At 43.0% G+C, this 20142-nt stretch carries 21 protein-coding genes and 1 riboswitch; of the genes, 9 read left to right on the top strand and 12 right to left on the bottom strand.

The window, feature by feature from the left end:
- Nucleotides 1-44 precede the first annotated feature (44 nt).
- Nucleotides 45-1043 carry a YihY/virulence factor BrkB family protein gene (locus HDC33_RS15455; protein ID WP_370457492.1) on the bottom strand — a complete coding sequence of 333 codons (999 nt, stop codon included), beginning with the start codon at nucleotides 1041-1043 and terminating at the stop codon, nucleotides 45-47.
- Nucleotides 1044-1069: 26 nt separating this feature from the next.
- The gene (locus HDC33_RS15450; RefSeq protein WP_179393467.1) at nucleotides 1070-1453 is read right to left on the bottom strand and encodes a YtxH domain-containing protein; all 384 of its coding nucleotides are present in this window, start codon (nucleotides 1451-1453) and stop codon (nucleotides 1070-1072) included.
- 229 nt (nucleotides 1454-1682) lie between these two features.
- Between HDC33_RS15450 and HDC33_RS15445 the strand changes: the two genes are divergently transcribed.
- Nucleotides 1683-3041 carry an alanine/glycine:cation symporter family protein gene (locus HDC33_RS15445; RefSeq protein ID WP_179393466.1) on the top strand — a complete coding sequence of 453 codons (1359 nt, stop codon included), beginning with the start codon at nucleotides 1683-1685 and terminating at the stop codon, nucleotides 3039-3041.
- Between the two features lie 74 nt (nucleotides 3042-3115).
- Nucleotides 3116-3337 carry a DUF1128 domain-containing protein gene (locus HDC33_RS15440; protein ID WP_179393465.1) on the top strand — a complete coding sequence of 74 codons (222 nt, stop codon included), beginning with the start codon at nucleotides 3116-3118 and terminating at the stop codon, nucleotides 3335-3337.
- A gap of 62 nt (nucleotides 3338-3399) precedes the next feature.
- Here HDC33_RS15440 and motB read toward each other — a convergent pair whose 3' ends face one another.
- Nucleotides 3400-4158: a flagellar motor protein MotB gene (gene motB, locus HDC33_RS15435; RefSeq protein ID WP_179393464.1), complete on the bottom strand. Its 759-nt coding sequence runs from the start codon at nucleotides 4156-4158 to the stop codon at nucleotides 3400-3402.
- Nucleotides 4142-4954, bottom strand: a complete 813-nt coding sequence (motA, locus tag HDC33_RS15430; RefSeq protein ID WP_179393463.1) for a flagellar motor stator protein MotA — start codon at nucleotides 4952-4954, stop codon at nucleotides 4142-4144. The genes motB and motA overlap by 17 nt, the downstream gene beginning before the upstream one ends.
- A 713-nt stretch (nucleotides 4955-5667) precedes the next feature.
- Here motA and HDC33_RS15425 point away from each other — a divergent pair.
- The 3 genes from HDC33_RS15425 to HDC33_RS15415 all read left to right on the top strand — a co-directional run bounded on the left by HDC33_RS15425 (nucleotide 5668) and on the right by HDC33_RS15415 (nucleotide 7804).
- Nucleotides 5668-6900 (top strand): aminopeptidase, encoded by a 1233-nt coding sequence (locus HDC33_RS15425; RefSeq protein ID WP_179393462.1) that lies wholly within the window; start codon nucleotides 5668-5670, stop codon nucleotides 6898-6900.
- Nucleotides 6901-7008: 108 nt separating this feature from the next.
- Nucleotides 7009-7149, top strand: a complete 141-nt coding sequence (locus HDC33_RS15420; protein ID WP_179393461.1) for a hypothetical protein — start codon at nucleotides 7009-7011, stop codon at nucleotides 7147-7149.
- A gap of 79 nt (nucleotides 7150-7228) precedes the next feature.
- On the top strand, nucleotides 7229-7804 hold the full coding sequence (locus tag HDC33_RS15415) for a beta-class carbonic anhydrase (RefSeq protein ID WP_179393460.1): 576 nt from the start codon (nucleotides 7229-7231) through the stop codon (nucleotides 7802-7804).
- 103 nt (nucleotides 7805-7907) lie between these two features.
- On the opposite strand, the gene HDC33_RS15410 is transcribed toward HDC33_RS15415, so the two are convergent.
- Both HDC33_RS15410 and HDC33_RS15405 read right to left on the bottom strand, forming a co-directional pair.
- Entirely contained in the window at nucleotides 7908-8453 is a 546-nt protein-coding gene (locus tag HDC33_RS15410) for a GNAT family N-acetyltransferase (RefSeq protein WP_179393459.1), read from the bottom strand.
- Nucleotides 8454-8460: 7 nt separating this feature from the next.
- Nucleotides 8461-10263: a M3 family oligoendopeptidase gene (locus HDC33_RS15405; protein WP_179393458.1), complete on the bottom strand. Its 1803-nt coding sequence runs from the start codon at nucleotides 10261-10263 to the stop codon at nucleotides 8461-8463.
- A gap of 164 nt (nucleotides 10264-10427) precedes the next feature.
- Here HDC33_RS15405 and HDC33_RS15400 point away from each other — a divergent pair, with 164 nt between their 5' ends.
- Nucleotides 10428-11162, top strand: a complete 735-nt coding sequence (locus HDC33_RS15400) for a tryptophan-rich sensory protein (protein ID WP_179393457.1) — start codon at nucleotides 10428-10430, stop codon at nucleotides 11160-11162.
- A gap of 39 nt (nucleotides 11163-11201) precedes the next feature.
- On the opposite strand, the gene thiT is transcribed toward HDC33_RS15400, so the two are convergent.
- Nucleotides 11202-11762, bottom strand: coding sequence for an energy-coupled thiamine transporter ThiT (gene thiT, locus HDC33_RS15395; protein ID WP_179393456.1), 561 nt, complete (start codon nucleotides 11760-11762; stop codon nucleotides 11202-11204).
- A gap of 77 nt (nucleotides 11763-11839) precedes the next feature.
- Nucleotides 11840-11942: riboswitch (TPP riboswitch) on the bottom strand.
- 107 nt (nucleotides 11943-12049) lie between these two features.
- Between thiT and HDC33_RS15390 the strand changes: the two genes are divergently transcribed.
- Both HDC33_RS15390 and map read left to right on the top strand, forming a co-directional pair.
- On the top strand, nucleotides 12050-12391 hold the full coding sequence (locus HDC33_RS15390) for a magnetosome magnetite crystal formation protein family (protein WP_179393455.1): 342 nt from the start codon (nucleotides 12050-12052) through the stop codon (nucleotides 12389-12391).
- Nucleotides 12392-12677: 286 nt separating this feature from the next.
- Complete coding sequence (map, locus tag HDC33_RS15385; RefSeq protein ID WP_179393454.1) at nucleotides 12678-13424, top strand: type I methionyl aminopeptidase; 747 nt, start codon at nucleotides 12678-12680, stop codon at nucleotides 13422-13424.
- Nucleotides 13425-13488: 64 nt separating this feature from the next.
- Here map and HDC33_RS15380 read toward each other — a convergent pair whose 3' ends face one another.
- The 3 genes from HDC33_RS15380 to fbpA all read right to left on the bottom strand — a co-directional run bounded on the left by HDC33_RS15380 (nucleotide 13489) and on the right by fbpA (nucleotide 16428).
- Nucleotides 13489-14631, bottom strand: a complete 1143-nt coding sequence (locus HDC33_RS15380) for a DEAD/DEAH box helicase (protein WP_179393453.1) — start codon at nucleotides 14629-14631, stop codon at nucleotides 13489-13491.
- Nucleotides 14632-14708: 77 nt separating this feature from the next.
- A complete protein-coding gene (locus HDC33_RS15375; RefSeq protein WP_179393452.1) occupies nucleotides 14709-16160 on the bottom strand; it encodes an amidase family protein in 1452 nt (483 codons plus the stop codon).
- 115 nt (nucleotides 16161-16275) lie between these two features.
- Nucleotides 16276-16428 carry a Fur-regulated basic protein FbpA gene (fbpA, locus tag HDC33_RS15370; protein ID WP_179393451.1) on the bottom strand — a complete coding sequence of 51 codons (153 nt, stop codon included), beginning with the start codon at nucleotides 16426-16428 and terminating at the stop codon, nucleotides 16276-16278.
- A 162-nt stretch (nucleotides 16429-16590) separates the two neighbouring features.
- On the opposite strand from fbpA, the gene HDC33_RS15365 reads away from it, so the two are divergent.
- On the top strand, nucleotides 16591-17643 hold the full coding sequence (locus HDC33_RS15365) for an SDR family oxidoreductase (RefSeq protein ID WP_179393450.1): 1053 nt from the start codon (nucleotides 16591-16593) through the stop codon (nucleotides 17641-17643).
- 464 nt (nucleotides 17644-18107) lie between these two features.
- Here the strand turns inward: HDC33_RS15365 and HDC33_RS15360 are convergent, their stop codons facing one another.
- Complete coding sequence (locus HDC33_RS15360; protein WP_179393449.1) at nucleotides 18108-18719, bottom strand: sterol desaturase family protein; 612 nt, start codon at nucleotides 18717-18719, stop codon at nucleotides 18108-18110.
- 101 nt (nucleotides 18720-18820) lie between these two features.
- Nucleotides 18821-20035 (bottom strand): carboxylate--amine ligase, encoded by a 1215-nt coding sequence (locus tag HDC33_RS15355; RefSeq protein WP_179393448.1) that lies wholly within the window; start codon nucleotides 20033-20035, stop codon nucleotides 18821-18823.
- Nucleotides 20036-20142: the final 107 nt, after the last annotated feature.

Here is a 20142-nt window from a genome sequence, read left to right as displayed (position 1 = left end):
CCTATCAACAACAAATAAATCATGCCAAAAAGCAATGCGTCATGTCAAATGACTGCATTGCTTTTTTCTTTTGCATCTTTCGCTTGTTTTCTCTCTGTCATGACGGCATTGAGTTGCCCACCAAGCATTAGAATGATAGCGGAAAAGTATAACCACATCATTAAAACGATAATTGCCCCGATGCTACCGTATGTATTCGAATAGTTCCCATAGTTACTAACATAGTACGAGAATGCAAGGGATGTCAAAATCCAACCGATTGTAGCAAACAGTGCACCTGGAATTACACTTTTATAATAAATTTTCAAGTTAGGCACCAGCCAATAGACGAGTGAAAAGACAGAGAAAATTAGTACAGGCGGCAATATCCAGCGTAAACTCCCCCATAAGAGCAGGAAACCTTCCTCCAGACCGAGGTATGAGAATACGAGAACGCCAATTTGTTGTCCAAACACCGGGAGTACAAGCGCCACTATAAGTACAGCGATGAGCATGACTGTAAAGACGACCGACATCCCACGCGCCACGAAGAATGAACGTGATTCTTCCGTGAAATAAGAACGATTCAGCGCTTTCGTTAGTGCATTCATGCCTTTGGATGCCGACCATATGGTTGCTACTATACCAATTGACAATAATCCGCCATTCCGATTTTTCAAAATATCACCGATTGTATCTTCAATAAGCATACCAACGCTATCTGGCGCATAATCTCGAATCAATAAGAAAATTTGATCCTGATCCAAATTTAAAAATGGAAGCAATGTCATTACAAAGATTAATAGTGGAAATAAAGACAGCAGGAAAAAGAAGGCGAGTTGCGAGCCAAGGCCCGTTACATCGACTTTCTTTATCCGTACAAGTAGTTCTTTTAAAAACCCATTTGTAGTCGTAACGTCAAAATCTTCAAGATCGCCATCTTTTACATCGTCCAAAAATTTCATAACTGCAGTGTCCGCCATGAAACCGTCCGAGTTTCCCTTTCCATTCCTCGATTTGGCTTGTGGAATGGGTGCAGGAGTTGAATGTCCTTTATCTTTCACACTCTCATCCCCCCTTCCGATGCTATTCACTTTTTTATTTCGTCGCCGCTTTTTTGCACTGGCGTCTCGCTTACGATTGACTTGTATTCCTCTTTTGATTCAACGAAAGCATCCTTCGTATCCATGACAAGGTCTTTCACTTGCGGTGAAAGTGTTTTCAACTCTTCGACCTGCTCTTTAATGTATGATGCGTCACCTGAAAGTCGTTCGAAGACTGACTGGTATTTTTCCTTCTTCTCCTCAAGCTTCCACTTGAGCACGTCAGGATTTTTAGAGTAAAATTTCAATCCCGTTAAGAGGTTGTTTGATTTCATTGCCACCTGATTTCGAGTACTTCTGTCGAACATGCTGACTATCGCGCCAGCAAGCGCACCGAAAATAATAAATTTACCAAATTTGCTATTGCCCATTGTAAAACCTCCAATTCAGACTTATTCGCTTACATAATTATACCCCGAGATCATCAAAAGCAAACAATGTGGTTCATTAATAAAAAAAAGCTTGACGAAAGCACATATTTTTCGGAATATTGACAATAAGCATAGCGAAATTTAGGGGCTGAGAGGATGTGAGGTTTTATAGGGGAAAACCGAAATCGAGTTAAACATAAAACAAATTAGATTAATTGGGGGTAATGGGATGGATGGATTAACAACTTTTTTAGATAAGGCCAGCGGATTTATTTGGGGACCGCCTTTGCTTATCCTTCTCGTTGGAACAGGTATCTTTTTGACTGTAAGACTTGGACTTATACAAGTACGTATGTTGCCTTATGCTTTAAAACTCGTTTTCTCAAGAAATCAGGATAAAACATCTGAGGGTGATATTTCCCACTTCCAGGCACTGATGACAGCGATGGCCGCCACTGTAGGGGTCGGGAATATCGTCGGAGTCGCAACAGCTGTCTACTTCGGCGGACCAGGCGCTGTGTTTTGGATGTGGATGGCCGGATTCTTCGGAATGGCTACAAAATATGGAGAAGCAATTCTTGCAGTTAAATATCGTGTCAAAGATGCCAATGGACAAATGGCCGGCGGACCTATGTACTATCTTGAACACGGTCTGAAAATGAAATGGCTCGGCGTATTGTTCGCTACATTCGGTGCGATTGCGGCATTCGGTATTGGTAACGGGACACAATCGAAAGCAGTTGCGGATGTTTTGAATACAACATTCAGTGTTCCCCATTGGGTTACGGGAGCTATTCTTGTAGTCTTAGGTGGAATGGTTATCATCGGCGGAATTAAAACAATCGGTAAGGTTACATCTTTCTTCGTTCCGATTATGGCCGGATTCTATCTAATCGCAGGTTTGATTGTTATGATTTTAAACATCAACCTTATTCCAGATGCCTTTGCAACGATTTTCAAATTTGCATTTACCGGCGAAGCGGCTGTCGGAGGTGCAATCGGTGCAGCTATCCGCTTCGGGGTCGCACGTGGTCTCTTCTCCAATGAAGCAGGTCTCGGATCGGCTCCGATTGCGGCTGCAGCGGCTCGAACAGACTTGCCAGGTCGTCAAGCACTCGTTTCTATGACGCAGGTACTATTTGATACACTTGTCATCTGTTCAATCACCGGTGTTACAATCGTCATGTCGGGTATGTGGAAAGACAAGAGCATTGAAGCCGGTTCGCTTACAGCGGCAGCTTTCGGCGAGTTCCTCGGAAGTGCCGGACCGATGGTTGTTGCAATCGGATTGATATTCTTCGCGACATCTACAATCTTCGGGTGGGCATATTACGGAGAAAAATGTTTCCAATACCTGTTCCCGAATCCAAAAGTTTTAATTTACTACCGTATCGTATTTATTGCAGTCATCTTTGTAGGCGCTACGGCGACGCTTGATGCAGTCTGGTTATTCGCCGACGTAATGAACGGACTTATGGCTATTCCGAACTTAATTGGACTTCTCGGATTGTCGGGCGTCATCGTCTTTGAAACAAAACGTTTCAACGCAAAACTGAAAGAGGAGAGAGAAGCCGCAAAACGAGGTTGACTTCCTTTTCAATTTGACAGTTCGGTGGAATAATGAAATGATAAGTTCAAAGCTTACGAGAGGCGGACGAAATTATGGATTTATCTAACCCTTCACCAGAAAATGTTTCCTTTATGATTGATAAGATTACGGAAAAACTTCGCATGGTCAATGTAGATGCAATGAAAGCGGAAAACTTCAGCACTTCCAAATACGAAGATTTACACTATATGTACAAAATGGTGATGAAACGCAATAATATCACACCGAATGAAATGCAAGCGATTGCAGCCGAGCTTGGTACGTTAAGAGGTTAAAAACACAAAAAAGATTCGCCGGTATATACATAGCCGGCGAATCTTTTTTTGGCGTATTGGTTTCATTCAAACGCAGTTCCGTCCTTTAAAACAAGCGGCTGGATCAGTACTTCCACCCGACGATTTTTACTCCGCCCATAAGCTGTTTCGTTTGATTCAATCGGTTGGAATTCGCCATACCCTTTGGCACTGAATAACAACGGATTGATTTCACCATTTTTCACAATGCTCTTCAGGAAATTGACCGCTCGCATAACGCTGAGTTCCCAGTTCGATTCATACTGAGCATTTTGAATCGGAATATTATCCGTATGGCCAGTGACTATGATTTGACGGGGAGGATCAAAGACGAGCAATTCTCCGATATCATTTGCAATGCCCATATATTCCGGTTTGATAGTAGCATTACCCGGACTGAATAAAATACTGTCCCTAATTGTCACAAGCAACCCTTCATCCGTCAGTTTTGTCTCGAACTGATTTTCCAACTCGTTCACCGCAATATAGTCATCAACTCTATCCTGAATTTCACCAAGGGACTTCTGGTCTTCTATATACGATGAATTCTCTTCGCTGGTACCCACTGAATCTTTCGGCATCGGAACTGGTGTTGGCGCGGCATTATCCATCACACCTTGCCCCCCGTCAAAGACTTCACTAAAAACCGCTGACATTTTGTTGAATTTCACTTCATCCACTGTACTCGATGCAAACAATACGATAAAAAGCGCAAGAAGAAGAGTCATAAGGTCCGAGTACGGCAATAGCCAGGATTCATCGATATGATTTTCATCCTTTTTTCTCTTACGTCTCTTCGGCAAACGGGCCAGCCTCCTTCTCCGCCGAATTTGCGGCCAGTTTCCGGCGTTCTTCCGCGGATAGATATGAAGCAAGCTTTTGCTCAATGACGCGTGGAGCCTCCCCTTCCAGAACTGAAAGCACCCCTTCTATCATCATTTTCTTCTGTCGGACTTCTTCATGGGATTTACGTTTCAACTTATTCGCAAATGGATGCCAAAGGACATAACCGGTAAAAATACCAAGTAAAGTAGCGATGAATGCAGCTGAAATTGCATGACCTAGTGCATCGATATCATTCAAATTACTCAGTGCGGCAATCAGTCCGACCACCGCCCCCAGTACACCCAAGGTTGGTGCGTAGGTTCCCGCCTGGGAGAATATTTGCGCCCCCGCGGCATGCCGATCTTCCATGGCTTCCACTTCTTCACTTAAGACATCGCGGATATAATCAGCATTTTGTCCATCAATCGCAAGTCCCAATCCATTTTTTAGAAAAGGATCATTGATTTCATCCGTTTGCGCTTCAAGGGACAATAACCCCTCACGACGCGCTATATCCGCCCAACCGGAAAACATACGGATGATGTCGGAATCGGATGCCAACTTCTGTTCTTTAAATAGAATTCCAAATAGTTTCGGTACACGCTTTAATTCATTCATAGGAAATGCGATAACGACCGCCGCAATCGTTCCTACAACGATTATTAGTATAGCTGCAATATTAAATAGGTTTTCTAACGGGACACCTTTCATTGTCATACCGACAAGAAGTGCCACAAACCCTAATACAAGACCAAATACTGTTGATAAATCCATAGTTGCCCCTCCAAGTATTCCATTCTTCTTCTTATTTCGGCATCTTCGGTTTATTCTTTAGGTGAGCCGAAACAATAAATAAATGAGATTCAACATTTTGTCACAACTTTTCAAGGAAGCGAGGATATATAAAAATTCCACTGAATCCGCTTCGGCGCTCGGGGATGCCTTTCGCCATAAGCCGGACAACTTCGTCGTCAGTCTTATGGCTTCGGCTACCCCTGTGAGGCGCCTGCGCTGGTTCTTCTGTTCAACTGATAGAGTAAAATTCGTACACACTGATTAACAACATCCATTCTATTCAAGAAAGTTAGGACAAATAAAAACTCCACTGAATCCGCTTTGGCGCTTGGGGACGCCTGTGCTTAGTCCACCTATTCAACAGAAAGAGTAAGATGTATATTCAACCCTGTAAGTAAATCCCCAGGTATATGGTGGGAAAGCCCGCTTGTTATCTGAATTCCCTTTATCAATGAAGTGGGTACCATCAATATACCTTGGATGAACCAGCGTAGGCGCCTTTTATGTGGTAGCCGTAGCGTATATTAGGGGGAATTCTAAGTTCAAACTATAATGGTGGACCTTTTCGACGGCCTCCCCCCTGTTAAGGCGCCTACGCCCAGTTTGTGTAGCATATCCCACATAGCTTTACGTTGCAGACCAGGTCAGTAAATTGGTACTATTGTAAAAGATAAAGAAAGGGGTAATCATTCATGTCCACTTTTGAAAAACAACTATCTCGATACGCTGAACTCGCAATACAAGTCGGGGTTAATATCCAGCCTGACCAATATCTTTACATCAGCGCATCAACAGATAATATTGGATTCGTTCGACTTATCACTGAAGTTGCTTATGAAGCGGGCGCGCGTCAAGTGTTCGTGGATTGGTCCGACGATCAGGTTTCCAGGCTTCGATTTGAAAAAGCACCCGCTGATTCATTTTCCGAGTTTCCTGATTGGAAAGTGATGGAACGTGAACAGCTTGCCGAAAAAGGCGCGGCGTTCATGAGCATCATTTCCCAAAGTCCCGATTTACTGAAAGGTATCGAGCCATCACGTATTGGTGATTCACAAAAAGCTGCCGGTCAAGCACTCGACAAATACCGTCAGTACGTTCAGTCGGACAAAATCAGCTGGACTGTCATAGCTGCACCTTCCAAGGCATGGGCTGCGAAAGTGTTCCCGGAACTTCCGGAAGAGGAACAAGTTTCAGCGCTTTGGACAGCAATTTTCAAGGCAGTTCGGGCCGACAAAGAAAACCCTGTCCAAGAGTGGATCGATCATGACAATACTTTACATGCCAAAGTCGACTACCTGAATGATAAACGTTTCCACAAACTTCACTATAAAAGCTCTGGTACAGACTTAATCGTTGAATTGCCTGAAGGGCATTTGTGGTGCGGGGCTGGTAGCGTCAATGAAAAGGGGCACACTTTCATGGCGAACATGCCGACCGAAGAAGTGTTCACCGTCCCCCTGAAAACGGGTGTCAATGGCTATGTATCCAGCACAAAACCGTTAAGCTACGGTGGCAATATCATTGATAATTTTAAAATCACTTTCAAGGATGGACGTGTAACAGACGTTTCAGCCGAACAAGGCGAAGAGGTCTTACAGCGCCTTGTTGACACCGACGAAGGTGCAAAATATCTCGGTGAAGTTGCACTCGTTCCGCATGCTTCACCGATTTCACAATCAGGCCTGCTCTTCTATAATACACTGTTCGACGAAAATGCATCGAATCATTTCGCCCTTGGCAGTGCTTATGCGTTTTGTATCGAGGGAGGTAAAACGATGTCGCGTGAAGATTTAGTGGAACATGGTTTGAACCAAAGCATCACACATGTCGACTTCATGATCGGCTCCGAAGAAATGGATATTGATGGCATCCTTTCAGATGGGTCTTGCGAGCCGGTGTTCCGAAAGGGCAACTGGGCATTCTAAAAAACGTCACAATTACTAAAAACATTTCATGAACCCCTTAATTAATATGGTTATTTACTGTATAATGAAGTCAGTATCAAATTATCAATGTAGAGAGGGGTCATATATATGGGCTTGATGTTCACTACAGTTATCGGTTTTGCAGTTGTCATAGGTTTGGCAGCAATTTTCATAATGCACTTTCTTTCTTCAGTTATGCCGGCTTCTGACGCTTCCACAATAGATCCGAAACCAGAAACGAAGTTTTAAGAGTTGCCTCTTGGCAACTCTTTTCTTTTTACATATATTCAAGTATGATTAATAAAAACTTATCAGATAGGAGATTATTATGACGATTCTTTCAGAAATCCTGGGATTCAATGAAACATTTGTAAGCGAAAAACAATATGAACAATACGCAACAACAAAGTTTCCCGACAAAAAAATTGTGGTTTTGACATGTATGGATACAAGATTGACTGAATTGTTGCCAAAAGCGATGAACTTAAAAAATGGTGACGCTAAAATCATCAAAAGTGCCGGTGCAGTTGTCACACATCCATTTGGCGGTATTATGAGAAGCCTGCTCGTGGCGGTTTATGAGTTACGTGCCGACGAAGTTTACATTGTTGGTCATCACGATTGCGGTATGAGTGCAGTCGACACAGGTAATCTCACAAAAAAAATGGTAGAGCGCGGGATTGATAAAGATATTTTTAAAACATTGAAGTATTCCGGGGTGGATATGGAAAAATGGCTGCACGGCTTCGGTGATGTGACAGAAAGCGTCAAGCAAAGTGTTGATGCTGTCCGTAACCATCCCCTTATGGATAAAAAAGTGGCCATCCACGGACTTGTCGTTCACCCTGACACCGGTAAGCTTGATACCATCGTGGACGGCTATGAATTCAATGCCAAGGAATAATATTTCTGGCATATTTCCCGGGAAATAGACAAAAGCCGATTCCTTATCACAGGAATCGGCTTTTTATTTTAGCTGACAATTTCCGCCACGCGGTCTTACCCTTTCAAAAATCATCTTCAACAATGGCATACATGTAATGATCTTCCCAGACGCCATTTATATAAAGAAGTTTTCGCATAAGCCCCTCTTGATGGTAGTCGGACCTCTCCAGCACTTTTATAGATCCGCTATTACGCGGTGAAACATATGCCTCCACCCGATGTAAAGCGACTTTGTCGAAAGCGAATTTCGTGACAAGGCGGACCGCTTCCGTACCGATTCCCCTGCCTGTTTCCCGCTCATCAATCGAATATCCGATGAAACCGCTGGAAAACGGAAGTCTTTTAATGCTGTATAGAGAAATATGACCAATTAGCCGACTAGTGGCCGAATCGAAAATACCGAAATTGTATTCCCGACGGTCCCTCATCTGATAGATCGACTCCCTGATTTTATCCCGTTGAACCGCAACAGTAAAATAACTGCTATCATGCCTCGGTTCAAATATAGACCAGTATTCTTTATTATCACTTATCAATTCCGTGAAGATGAAAGCATCATCTTCAGTCAGTATTCGCAAGTAACTCGTTTGCCCTTCAAGCAAAATCAATGCATATTCACCCTTTTACCGAAGTAAGTTCCAAGAACTCCTCAACATCTTTGACGCATAGCGCTACGCCTTTCGCCCAAAATGCCTGTTTCGTAATATCCTCGCCTAAATGTTTCATCGCAAGGTCTTCTACACTCATAACGGCAGTGTCCCGTAAAAGCGCCATATACTTTTGCTCGAACCCTTCCCCTTCCTCCAAAGCTTTTGCGTAAATGCTGAGGGAGAACAAATAACCGAATGTGTACGGGAAGTTATAAAACTGTACGCCCGTAATATAGAAATGGAGTTTCGACGCCCAGAAGTGTGGATGGACCGTATCAAGTGCGTCTCCGTAAGCCTCTTTCTGGGCTTTAGCCATTAACTCGTTCAATCTTGTAGCCGGCACGATCCCATTTTTGCGTTCTTCATAAAACCTTGTTTCAAAAAGGAATCGAGCATGGATGTTCATAAAGAATGCTACACTGCGTTGTATTTTATCTTCCAGCAATGCTATTTTTTCATCTTTCGTTTCGGCAGCTTTAACAGCAGCGTCTGCAACAATCATCTCCGCAAAAGTCGATGCTGTTTCAGCTACCCCCATTGCATAACCGCGGTTCATCCAATGGACAGGACGCAGTGCGTACGAATGGAACGCATGGCCGAGCTCGTGTGCAAGAGTTGCAACATTCGACATGGTCCCACTGTATGTCATGAAGATACGGGACTGTTCCGACGCCGGCATTCCCGTACAAAAACCTCCCGGTCGTTTGTTGGGACGGTCTTCCGCCTCAATCCAGCTGTCTTCGAACGCTTGCCGGGAGAACGCTTCAAGTTCCGGACCAAATTCCCCGAAATGTTTTAAGATGAATTCTGCACCTTCTTGATAAGCCATCTTTTTTGTTGACGCTGTTACCGGGGCATCCATGTCATACCAATTCATCTTTTCAGTTCCTAGCATTCTCGCCTTAGCGTCCAAGTATTCCACGAATGGTGATTTATTTGCACCGATTGCTCCCCACATCGCATCCAGTGTCACTTCGCTCATCCGGTTGCGGAGAAGGGGTTCTTTTAAAACGGAATCCCACCCGCGCTTTTTATAGACCTCAAGTCTGAAACCGGCAATATGATTCAACGCTGATGCGAAGAAATCCTCTTTTCCTTCCCAAGCTTCTTCCAATGCTTCGAATGAACGTTTTCGCACTTGTGCATCTTCGTGTGAACTTAGGTTATTCGCCTGCCCAACTGAAAGTTCTTTCTCCTCTCCGTCCAGTTCGATTTTTATTTTAATATCGCCGACCAGCATATCATACAACTGTCCCCAGCCGTGATAACCGTCGACGCTCAAGGATGTGATTAAACTCTCTTCCTTTTCGGACAGTTTCAACTCGACTTCTTCACGCCACTCGTTCAGCACGAATGCAAATTCTTTGAGATCGTCTGATTCCATAAGTCCATTCCATGTATCTTCATCCGCTTTTGCAAGCGTTTGCTGGATTTTAAGCCCCGCCGTAGAGAAGCTGGCCCCAAGTGAGCCGGTTTCTCCTTGCAATTGCAATGCCTTTTTGTCAGTCGTATCCGCCGCGAGGAAACATCCGATTACGGCACCTGCTTGGGACATATCTAGTGCAACATCTTTCAACGTTTCTATGAGTTCAGCAACTTCTGCCGAAGCATCGACCGACTGAGGAATTTGAAATGTTGAAGCCGCTTCTTCTAACGAATCGAGCTTTTTCTGTAAATCATCCAGGTGAGTCCGCAGCTCTTGGGATTCACTGCCGCCTTTAAAAAATACATCAAGATCCCATACTTCTGAATAGGTTTTTTTGCTCATTTCAATTCCCCCTCGTATATTCCATTCTAAATTTTCCAAAAACACCTCTTGATTATAACATGTATCTTCGGCATGCGAAATAATGCATTTGTGACGAAAGTTTCATACTTTCCTTCGCAGGCGCCACTTTTCCTCTGTATACTGTTCAATAGGAGGATTTATATATGTTTAGACTTACACTCATGACTCTTTCGCTCATTGCAGTCATCATCGTCAATGCAGCAGCGAACATAGTACCTTTCAACGGAAAAACGACTGGAGAAATATCAAATAGTTTACCGGTGCTCTTTACACCTGCCGATTACGTCTTTTCCATCTGGGCAATTATCTATCTATTTCTTGCAATATGGCTTTATGGCTTCAAACAGAACAAAAAAAACATTGAACATGCTTTGTTCAACCGAAGGGCTATTCTATATATACTCAGCTGTCTGTTTAATATAGCCTGGATTCTGCTATGGCATTTCGGTTATTTTGAATGGACGATTGTTATTATGGCGGCACTTCTTCTAACGCTATTGACCATTTACTTTACGTACCCCAATAGGAATAATCATTTTTACGGAAGAATACCGATTGCCTTATACCTCGGATGGACTTTTGTCGCGACAATCGCAAATATCAGTTATGTACTGACACTGAATGAGTGGTCCGGCTGGGGGCTTAGCACGCCTTTATGGACCGTCATTTACTTAACAATCGCTACTGCAATCGCGCTTCACTTCTTATACCACCATGCGGATATCGCGATGAATCTTGTCTTCATGTGGGCATTTGTAGGTATCGCTGTGAAAAATGGTGCAGACGAATTGTTCGTTTCCGCCGCGGCCCTTTTTCTGGCCGCTTCGATTGCAGCTTTTATCTTCTTCTCCAGAAAAACGCTTACACCTTCCAACTAAAAAATCGCCGTTCTCCCATATCTGGAAGAACGGCGATTTTTATTTACGTTGAAGGAGGCGCGGAGCCGAGGTGAATAAAAATGCTGTAACAATTGCTGACAAAATTATTGCTGGTATCATGTAACTTCCATTGTATACAAGTGAATAAATCCATACCGGCTGTCCTTCGGGAGCGTAAGATGCAAAGAAAACGATTCCGCCGATGAAATGGATCAGATAGCGTAGAAGTCCGCCGATTATTGTACCAACGACGATTGCCGCCACCATCGATCCTTTATTGCCATTCGCTTTACTACTTAACAGCCATGCCAGTGTGACGCCGGCTAGACCGACGAGTGTATATGCCACGAAATAATCAAGCGCCGCCTGTATAGCGTTAAACACATAACCGCCCATCATCAGCTGCAATAAACCGCTGACAAAACCGGTCAGCATTCCGCCAATTATCCCCCACCTGAATGCCATGACGATAATCGGAAGCATCGACAGCGTAATGGATCCACCTTGAGGCATTGAAAACCCGATTTTATCGAGTACAAATGAAATTGCTCCTAAAATAGCCACCTCAAGTAAAAGTTGCAGTTTTTTCCGTTCCAACATAACTCCTCCTCCTACCAGTTACGCGTAAGATACGGGCATAAAAAAAGACATCCCGAACAGAATGGGACATCGAATATGTCAATTTCCATCCACATTCCTACGCAAGAATAATCTTACAGGTTCTAAGGGTCAGGACAATGCGTCCAATCTCAGCCGAAATAGGCACCCCTTGTGGTTCCAGTAATTTAGTTGTCTAATTCATTGTATAAGATGGGAAACCTTTAAGCAAGATGATTAAGAGGTATTGTAATCATTGTATATAGTAAAAGTTAATTGGAGGGATTCACATGATGAACAGTAAAATTTTGGCTGCTCTATGCTATTTCAGCGTCTTCTTCTCTCCTTTGCTCCTACCCGTCATCGTTTATTTCGTTACGGATGACCGGGAAGTAAAATCCCATGCGAAACGCTCGTTGGTATCACATCTAGTTCCCGTCATTCTTCTAATTGCGGGATTTGTCATATTTTCTTTTTCAATGTTTTCCATGACAGGCACCATTGATGGGATGCCCAGCGGCAATTTCGGCTTTTGGCAACTGACGCCAGTCATTTTTATGCTTGTTTATGCTCTTCTATTCCTAGCCATAGTTATTTGGAACGTGTTTCAAGGCGTCAAGGTGTTGAGATGAATGTTTACAAAACGGGTTTTGCGGGGATGAAATAAGAAACGCTATATTTAGGAGTGAACATTTATGAAGATTGGCCGATTAGTGAAAACCGCCATTAAATTTGCACCCATTGTTTATCCGATTATCAAAAAAATGATGTCCGATAAAAAAACTACAAAAACCGCAATTCAAAGAAAATGATTTGACAGTCTGCAAACGATTTTATTGTTTGCAGGCTTTTTTGTTCAGCTCATTATGATATAGTATGGTATGAAAAAGAATGAACGGAAGAAAGGACTTGTGCATAATGATTGCAAAAACTGAAGAAGAAATTGAAGCGTTAAAAAAAATCGGTAAAATTGTTGCTGAAATCAGGGATGCGATGAAAGATGCGACCGTCCCTGGTAAAACAACGAAAGAAATTGATGAACTGGGCGGACGTCTCTTCAAAGAAAAGGGCGCAATCTCAGGACCTATCGCGGAATATGATTTCCCTGGCTATACATGTATCAGTGTCAATAATGAAGTTGCGCATGGCATGCCTGGTCCTCGTGTCATAAAGGACGGTGATCTCGTTAACATTGATGTTTCCGGTTCGTGTAATGGCTATTTCTCCGATACGGGAATTTCTTTTGTGGTCGGTACACCTGACGAAAAGAAACAGCAATTATGCGATGTGGCCAAAAGCGCATTTGACCGTGCAATGACAAAAGTCAAGGCAGGATCCAGCTTAAATCAAATCGGCAAAGCGGTCGAACGTGAAGCGAAAGATCATGGCTTGAAAGTGATCAAAAACCTGACTGGTCACGGTATCGGCAAATCATTGCATGAAGAACCGTCACATGTGCTCAATTATTACGACGCTTGGGATAAGACACTTCTGAAAGAAGGAATGGTTCTTGCCGTTGAGCCTTTCATCTCCGAAAAAGCGGAGCACATCATCGAGTCGGGGGATGGTTGGACATTTATCACACCTGACAATTCCCTTGTTGCACAAATCGAGCATACAATTATCGTCACAAAAGGCGAACCGATTATTTTAACACAACTATAACCAATAACTTAAAAGGCTGCCCCTAGAGATCCAATATACTTGGATTCCTGGGCAGCTCTTTTTCTTATTTCTTTTTAGTTGTTGCGACCGTTTTCGAATTACCTTCTATCAACTGGCCTTTATACCACATTTTCTGGACCGTTTTAATCCCTTTTGTCAACTTGCGGTAATCCCGCTCTTCAGCGTATGACAGTAATGTCAACACTTCACCGTCTGCCCCTGCACGTCCCGTTCTCCCCGACCGATGCAGGTATTGTTCGACTGTATGTGGCACGTCAACGTGGATGACATGCGTTAAGCCTTCAATATCCAGCCCCCGTGCAGCGAGATCTGTCGCTATCAGAATCCGCAACTCGCCTTTACGGAATTTATCCAACGTTTGCTGTCTCTCAAATTTCGTCATTTCTGAATGAAGAACCGAAACCGGTGCTTCGTTATATTTAAGTTTCATTTCTTTCATGCGTAGCTGATCCACATTGTTAATGAATGCCAGCGCACGTATCCCCTTCAAATAGGAAATTCCGCGTAATACGTCTGTTTTGTCCCGCACATCCGTTTTCACAAACGAATGAGTGACTTTGCCCGATTTTGGCATCTCTTCGGCTCCGACTTGTATCCGGATTGGATCGGTCATGAAATTGTTGGCGACTAGTTCGATTTCATCCGTAAGTGTTGCAGATACAGCAACAACTTGTCTTTCCGGATTTGCCGCCTCAATCATATTTTTCACAACAACACGATGATCACGTGCCAAAAGTTGATCGCCTTCATCGAGAACAATATGACGGATATCATGCATTTTCAACTTTTTCACTTTGATTAGTTCTGCCAATCGACCAGGTGTCCCGACAACGATCGTAGGTTTTTTCTTCAGCTGCTCAATCTGCCTCTGCATATTAGCCCCGCCGATTAATTGTGTAACAGTGATACTTGTCCCTGCTATCCATTCCCTTATAACGTTAACGATTTGCATGGACAGCTCCTGCGACGGAGTAATGATCAGCGCCTGCGTCTGTTTTTTATCGCCATCGACCAATTGAAAAAGCGGCAATACAAATGCAAGTGTCTTCCCCGATCCCGTCGGTGACTCTGCCACAATATCTTTACCTGCCAGCATTTCAGGAATCAATTTCTCCTGGATCGGCATTTCATATTCAAATTTCCATTTCTCTTTAAATACATCGTCCATATTTTCTAAGAAGGACATCTTGATCCCCACCTTCACTCTATTCCTTTCAGTTTATCATAATAGGCTCCTGTACACGCTATTTCTGACAAAACTGATTAAGGTTTCCGCCTCGCCATGACGCGTTGTTCGAATGCATAGGCAAAACTGATCAAATCAGGTTCCGTAAATGCTTTTCCTGAAAACGTAATGCCGAACGGTTCGCCTGCGTCGGAAAAAGCCGCGGGAACGGTAACGGATGGATATCCCGCCGCCGCTCCAAAGCTGCACCCATGATCCTGGGGGAATACAAGCGCTTGAACATTGTGCTCTTCCAGCGCCTTACCAAGTGCAATGTCGGCTGCCAAATGACGATTTCGAAGAAGTGCCTCGATATATGCACGTTCTGTCAGTGTTCCGCTAGTCCGTTCAACTTTTTCCAGCATCACTTGACCAAATTTCAATGTTTCTTCCGCATTTTCATTATTGAAACGGATGATATCAGCCAATGTACGGATTGGATTTGTCATCGGTGTTTTTCCAAGATAAGCATTCAGCGCCGCCTTGAATTCATAAAGAAGCACGTTATAACCGAGATCATTTTCCATTGTGCCAAGGTCAATATCATCGATGATGACCGCGCCTGCCGCTTTCAATTGTGTAAGGGCAGCGTCAAAAAGAGCTAACCGTTCCGTCGAAGCTTCCCGTTCAAAAATCGAGCGCGCCACTCCAAGACGTACACCTTCAAGCGCTCTTTCATCCAGGATGGATATCCAATCGATTTTGTTCAAGCGAGATGACTCTTGAGTTACCAGGTCATCAGGATCTGAACCGACCATCAGCCCGAACGTGATTGCTGCATCATGTACAGTCCTTGCCATAGGTCCCGGTGTATCTTGTGTGTATGAAAGCGGTATTACACCTGTACGGCTGATCGCCCCAACAGTCGGCTTAATACCGACAAGCGAGTTTTGGGCCGATGGATTGAGAATTGACCCTGTGGTCTCTGTACCGATTGCTACAGCGGCCATATTCGCTGCGATAGCGGCTCCGGCGCCCGAGCTTGATCCGCCGACATCGAATAAGCCATAGGGATTATTCACTTGCCCCCCGCGCGAACTCCAGCCGTTCGTCATCCGGTCCGACATGAAGTTAGCCCACTCCGTCATATTCGTCTTCCCAAGAATGACCGCACCCGCTGCACGCAATTTCTTGACGAGAAATGCGTCTTCTACTGCATAATAATCCTTTAATGCCAAGGAACCGCAACTCGTATGCATCATATCCTTCGTTCCCATATTGTCTTTCAGTAAAACCGGAATACCGTGAAGAAGTGAACGCGGCCCTTTTTCACACCTTTCCACGTCAAGTGCCCTAGCAATTTGCACAGCTTCCGGATTCAATTCCAACACTGCATTCACATTTTTATTTCTATTTGAAATCGTGTCAATATACATGAACGTAAGTTCTTCGGACGTTAATTCCCCCTTGCTTATTTTCACCTGCATCGCAGATATTGTTGCTTCATCGAGCCAATCACTTTGAAGTTTTTTCAATTTGTTATCTAACATCCCATTACCCCCGTCTACTGTTAGCTTTCATTATAGTAGTTTACCTCAATTGCATAATCATCAATCATACTATATAAAAAATACCGGCTATTGGAGTAATCCAGCCGGAAATCTATTATTCAGTGCGTATTATATATGCTTTCATAAGTGCGTAAAGAGGAAGTTCGTATAATTGTTTTCCATATAATTTGAAAACACCCTCTTTTACAAGTCTCTGGATGATTTCCTCTCTCTTCTGATCCATCTGTGTTTCCTCTATCTTTCTCATGCTGTTAGGTCCTCCTTGATGTTGAATCCACGTTATCTTTACCTCTAAACGCATCATTTCAAACATAGAACCATTAATTTTTCACTTCAGCGGCCACCTATGCGATAATTGGAATAGCAATTGGATGGATTGATTTCCGTTCTATTCATGGAGGGATTTAGGTTGACGATTTTCTTAACAGGTTCTACCGGTTTCCTTGGAGGTAAGTTACTGAATAACCTACTCGAGACAACTGATCATACATTGTTCGTCCTGGTGCGGGATATGGATAAGGCTGAAAAGCTTGTAGCCGGTCTTTCAGGAAACGCCGCCGACAGAATAAAACTTCTGACCGGCGATATTACACAACCGCTCTGCGGGCTTTCTGACGACGCCATTCAAGATTTAAAAGGCAACGTCGACCTTTTTTATCATATTGCGGCTCTTGTGAAATTCGACGAAGAGTTACGTGATGAAATCTTTAAGGTCAATTACGATGGCACGGAAAACGCACTGGAATTGGCGAAAGCATTTGGAGTGGAGCGGTTCTTCTATATTAGTACAGCCTATACGGTAGGGAAACGCACGCATGGCGTTGAGGCGCTCTATCCTATCGATAAGGATGTCCATAATCCCTATGAGGAAAGCAAAGTGAAATCCGAACATCTTGCTCTTTCTTATTCCGAGCACATGGATATATCGATTTTCCGGCCATCGATCATTGTTGGCGATTCGGAAACGGGCGAAGCCGATTCTGAGTTTACTCTCTACGGTTTCATGCGAGCACTTGACGTGTTCAAGCGGCGTATCGCAAGATCTGCGGACACGGCCGATATAGTTTACCATGTGATTGGGAGCAAAGAATCTACATCCAATTTGGTTCCCGTCAATTACGTCGCCGATATTTTAGCACTTGCGGCAAGAAAAGCGGAGGCCGGTAAAATATATAACATTACGAACCCGTCGCCTGCAACAAACTATGCGCTGCTTTCACTTATCAAAAATGCACTTGATTTTAATCAGTTGGAAATCATCGAGAATGCTGAACCAGGCATGCTGACGGCTGACGAAGAAAAGTTGAATGGCATGATCAGCATATTCAATGCTTATTTATGCCGCTCTTTCAATTTTGATGACAGCAATACCCGCAAACTCATTGAAGGAACTGATGTCAATCATTTGGTAATGGATGAACAGACGACACGGTTGATCATTGAAGCTTATTTCGATGTATAAGGTCAAGTTTCAATGAATGATATAAGGGACTACAAGCCTCGCTGGCTGTAGTCCCTTTTCATCGTTAGTCAGTTTCATTAATTGGGTCTATTTGTGCTACCAATAGAATGAAAAAAGTACAAGTAGGAGTTAGGAATCCCTTGATATGTACTACGGCACTTGGAGATGCCTGCGCTAGTTTATCTATTAGATATTGAGATACCGGGAAGATCCACTTTTATTGGATTGGAATATGGAGTGACCTTCTTACACGCATCGGCGCTTGGGGATACCTCCCGCTCAGTTTACACACATATTCAAATGTTCAACATATATAATCATTCCACAATTAACTTTACTAACTGACTCAAATAGGTTCGGAAAATTAGTTGCCATAAACTTTACTAGATTTCTTCTTACTACTAGTACGTAGGTCTATCAAAAAGGTTTCCTTGATTGATTCATCCAGGGAAACCTTTTTCATCCTATCCTCTATTTTCTAAATTACGGGCAGTCGGACTCTTCTCCACTTCCTTATTCTCTTTAAATGTTCCAAGTCTTTTATCAAATGTCGTATGAGTGACGCCGAACCAATAATTCTCGTTTTTAAAGTGATGCAGAAGATGGTGTTTCTTAATATTTTTCCCCATTTGAGTGCGAGGCTGAATAGGCTTATGTGCAATATAGTGTTTCCACTCGTAAAAGAGAAAATAAGCAACCAGACCCGTTGCGAATGCTGTTGTCAATCCGATACTTCCCGTACTCAAATAAACGATTAGTGAATAAATTAGAAATCCCGGAATACTGAACCATAAGGGCAAAAATAATAATTTCAAATCATCCGGATATACATGGTGATCATAATGTAAACGTTTGATCATTTTTAGCAGGAACGGGTTTTTAGGCGTTTTAATGTGAAATAAAAACCGGTGTACAATATATTCACTTGTTGCATATGTCAACATCCCAATGACTAAAGCAATCCATGTCCCGTAAAGTAATGCATAAGGCACAGTAAAGGTAGCACATAGTAAGAAAATGATAAACATGACAGTTATATCAGGAAATGCAGCAAATTCCTTCATATACTTTTTCATTTCAAATTTATCCTCCTTTTACCATTAATTATATAGCGTTAATTCTGACAACTCAATCACAACTGAAAAACTCCCTATACATTTGGTATAGGGAGTTTTCGTCACCACTTACTATTTTTATATTTCCGGTAGTAATTGATCTGTCTTGCAAATAAATAAAGTTTACGCTTGAAATGACGATCCTTTTTATAAAACAATGGATTGCCGTATTTTCCTTTCCGAAGCAACACTTTCACATGTTTAAGCACTTCCGGATTTGAAACAAATTTCTTTAGTACGATTTTTGGGACGACGGTGAACAAGAATTTTTCATTAAGTAACGTCAGCTCTTTCTGTTGACCGTGAATGACATCGTCAACCAGATACTTCGCCATATTATGACCACAAGCAGTGATGTAATAGCTTGAACGTCCTTGTCGTATGTTCACCTCAAACACTTTGAACTTGCCGTCACGTTCGTCATATTTCAAATCGAAGTTCGCATAGCCGACGTAGTTCAGTGCTTCCAGGAAACCTTTCAGCTTCATCATCATCTCTTCATTGTATCGGGTGATGAGCGCTGTATAGTTCCCGATTGCAGTGACTGTATGCTCTTGCAGGACGACTTGCGCGAAAGTGATAAGTTCAGCTTTCCCATGGCTGTTCATGTAGAATACGGAATCCCACATATATGTATCGTCTCCCGGAATATAATCCTGGATAATTAGGTCTTCTTTATAGCCACTTGCTTTAATCGTTTTAATAACGGTGTGGATTTCTTCGTAGGAATTGACTTTGTACACTTTTTCCATGCCCGCAAACGGATTCTTGTAATACTCAACACCGTTGCTTGGCTTGATGATGATCGGGAACATGACTTCTTCCGCAAATGGCTGCTCATCCCGACACGAATAGAAATATGTAGCTGGTGCATCGATGCCGTGTTCGGCACACAACTTATAGAAATTCGATTTAACGAGCACATCGTTCATAAGCGGCTCCGAGATATAGTTGAATACGAAATGACTTTTCAGCTCGTCCGCATTTTCGATGATCATCCGGACGTAAAGATCGTTCGTCCCGACTAGGAGCATCTTTTTCCCTGGCTCTGCGTACTTCGCCGCAACTTCTTTCAGGAAACTGACGAATACTTGTTTTTCAGGCAGCCTCGGGTTGAGTTCTATCGTCTTGGGTATTGAACTTAAACTTGTGAATGATAAAGGCTCTTTGCCCACTAAAATTGGTTTGATGCCATACTCCTCATGGAATGATATCGCCATGTTGTAAGCATTCATGTCTGTTCCGATAATGATTGGTATGAATGTATGATTTGTCATTTTGTCCTCCAACTATCTTTTCTACTCATAAGTGTATGGCTCCCGTTTTTCATTGTCAAGAAAGCCAGCTACTAAAAAATCATTCAAAAAAGCCAGTACTGCCCAAG

This window comes from Sporosarcina sp. JAI121, from assembly GCF_013408665.1.
GTDB lineage: Bacteria > Bacillota > Bacilli > Bacillales_A > Planococcaceae > Sporosarcina.
Note: the sequence above shows the minus strand (reverse complement) of the source record. Positions and strands in the feature narration are given on the sequence as shown.

Excerpts from the sequence above, each read along its gene's own strand:
- HDC33_RS15450 (WP_179393467.1), bottom strand. The coding sequence starts at position 1,453 with ATGGGCAATAGCAAATTTGGTAAATTTATTATTTTCGGTGCGCTTGCT.
- HDC33_RS15445 (WP_179393466.1), top strand. The coding sequence starts at position 1,683 with ATGGATGGATTAACAACTTTTTTAGATAAGGCCAGCGGATTTATTTGG.
- HDC33_RS15440 (WP_179393465.1), top strand. The coding sequence starts at position 3,116 with ATGGATTTATCTAACCCTTCACCAGAAAATGTTTCCTTTATGATTGAT.
- motA (WP_179393463.1), bottom strand. The coding sequence starts at position 4,954 with ATGGATTTATCAACAGTATTTGGTCTTGTATTAGGGTTTGTGGCACTT.
- HDC33_RS15425 (WP_179393462.1), top strand. The coding sequence starts at position 5,668 with ATGTCCACTTTTGAAAAACAACTATCTCGATACGCTGAACTCGCAATA.
- HDC33_RS15420 (WP_179393461.1), top strand. The coding sequence starts at position 7,009 with ATGGGCTTGATGTTCACTACAGTTATCGGTTTTGCAGTTGTCATAGGT.
- HDC33_RS15415 (WP_179393460.1), top strand. The coding sequence starts at position 7,229 with ATGACGATTCTTTCAGAAATCCTGGGATTCAATGAAACATTTGTAAGC.
- HDC33_RS15405 (WP_179393458.1), bottom strand. The coding sequence starts at position 10,263 with ATGAGCAAAAAAACCTATTCAGAAGTATGGGATCTTGATGTATTTTTT.
- HDC33_RS15400 (WP_179393457.1), top strand. The coding sequence starts at position 10,428 with ATGTTTAGACTTACACTCATGACTCTTTCGCTCATTGCAGTCATCATC.
- thiT (WP_179393456.1), bottom strand. The coding sequence starts at position 11,762 with ATGTTGGAACGGAAAAAACTGCAACTTTTACTTGAGGTGGCTATTTTA.
- HDC33_RS15390 (WP_179393455.1), top strand. The coding sequence starts at position 12,050 with ATGATGAACAGTAAAATTTTGGCTGCTCTATGCTATTTCAGCGTCTTC.
- map (WP_179393454.1), top strand. The coding sequence starts at position 12,678 with ATGATTGCAAAAACTGAAGAAGAAATTGAAGCGTTAAAAAAAATCGGT.
- HDC33_RS15380 (WP_179393453.1), bottom strand. The coding sequence starts at position 14,631 with ATGTCCTTCTTAGAAAATATGGACGATGTATTTAAAGAGAAATGGAAA.
- HDC33_RS15375 (WP_179393452.1), bottom strand. The coding sequence starts at position 16,160 with ATGTTAGATAACAAATTGAAAAAACTTCAAAGTGATTGGCTCGATGAA.
- fbpA (WP_179393451.1), bottom strand. The coding sequence starts at position 16,428 with ATGAGAAAGATAGAGGAAACACAGATGGATCAGAAGAGAGAGGAAATC.
- HDC33_RS15360 (WP_179393449.1), bottom strand. The coding sequence starts at position 18,719 with ATGAAAAAGTATATGAAGGAATTTGCTGCATTTCCTGATATAACTGTC.
- HDC33_RS15355 (WP_179393448.1), bottom strand. The coding sequence starts at position 20,035 with ATGACAAATCATACATTCATACCAATCATTATCGGAACAGACATGAAT.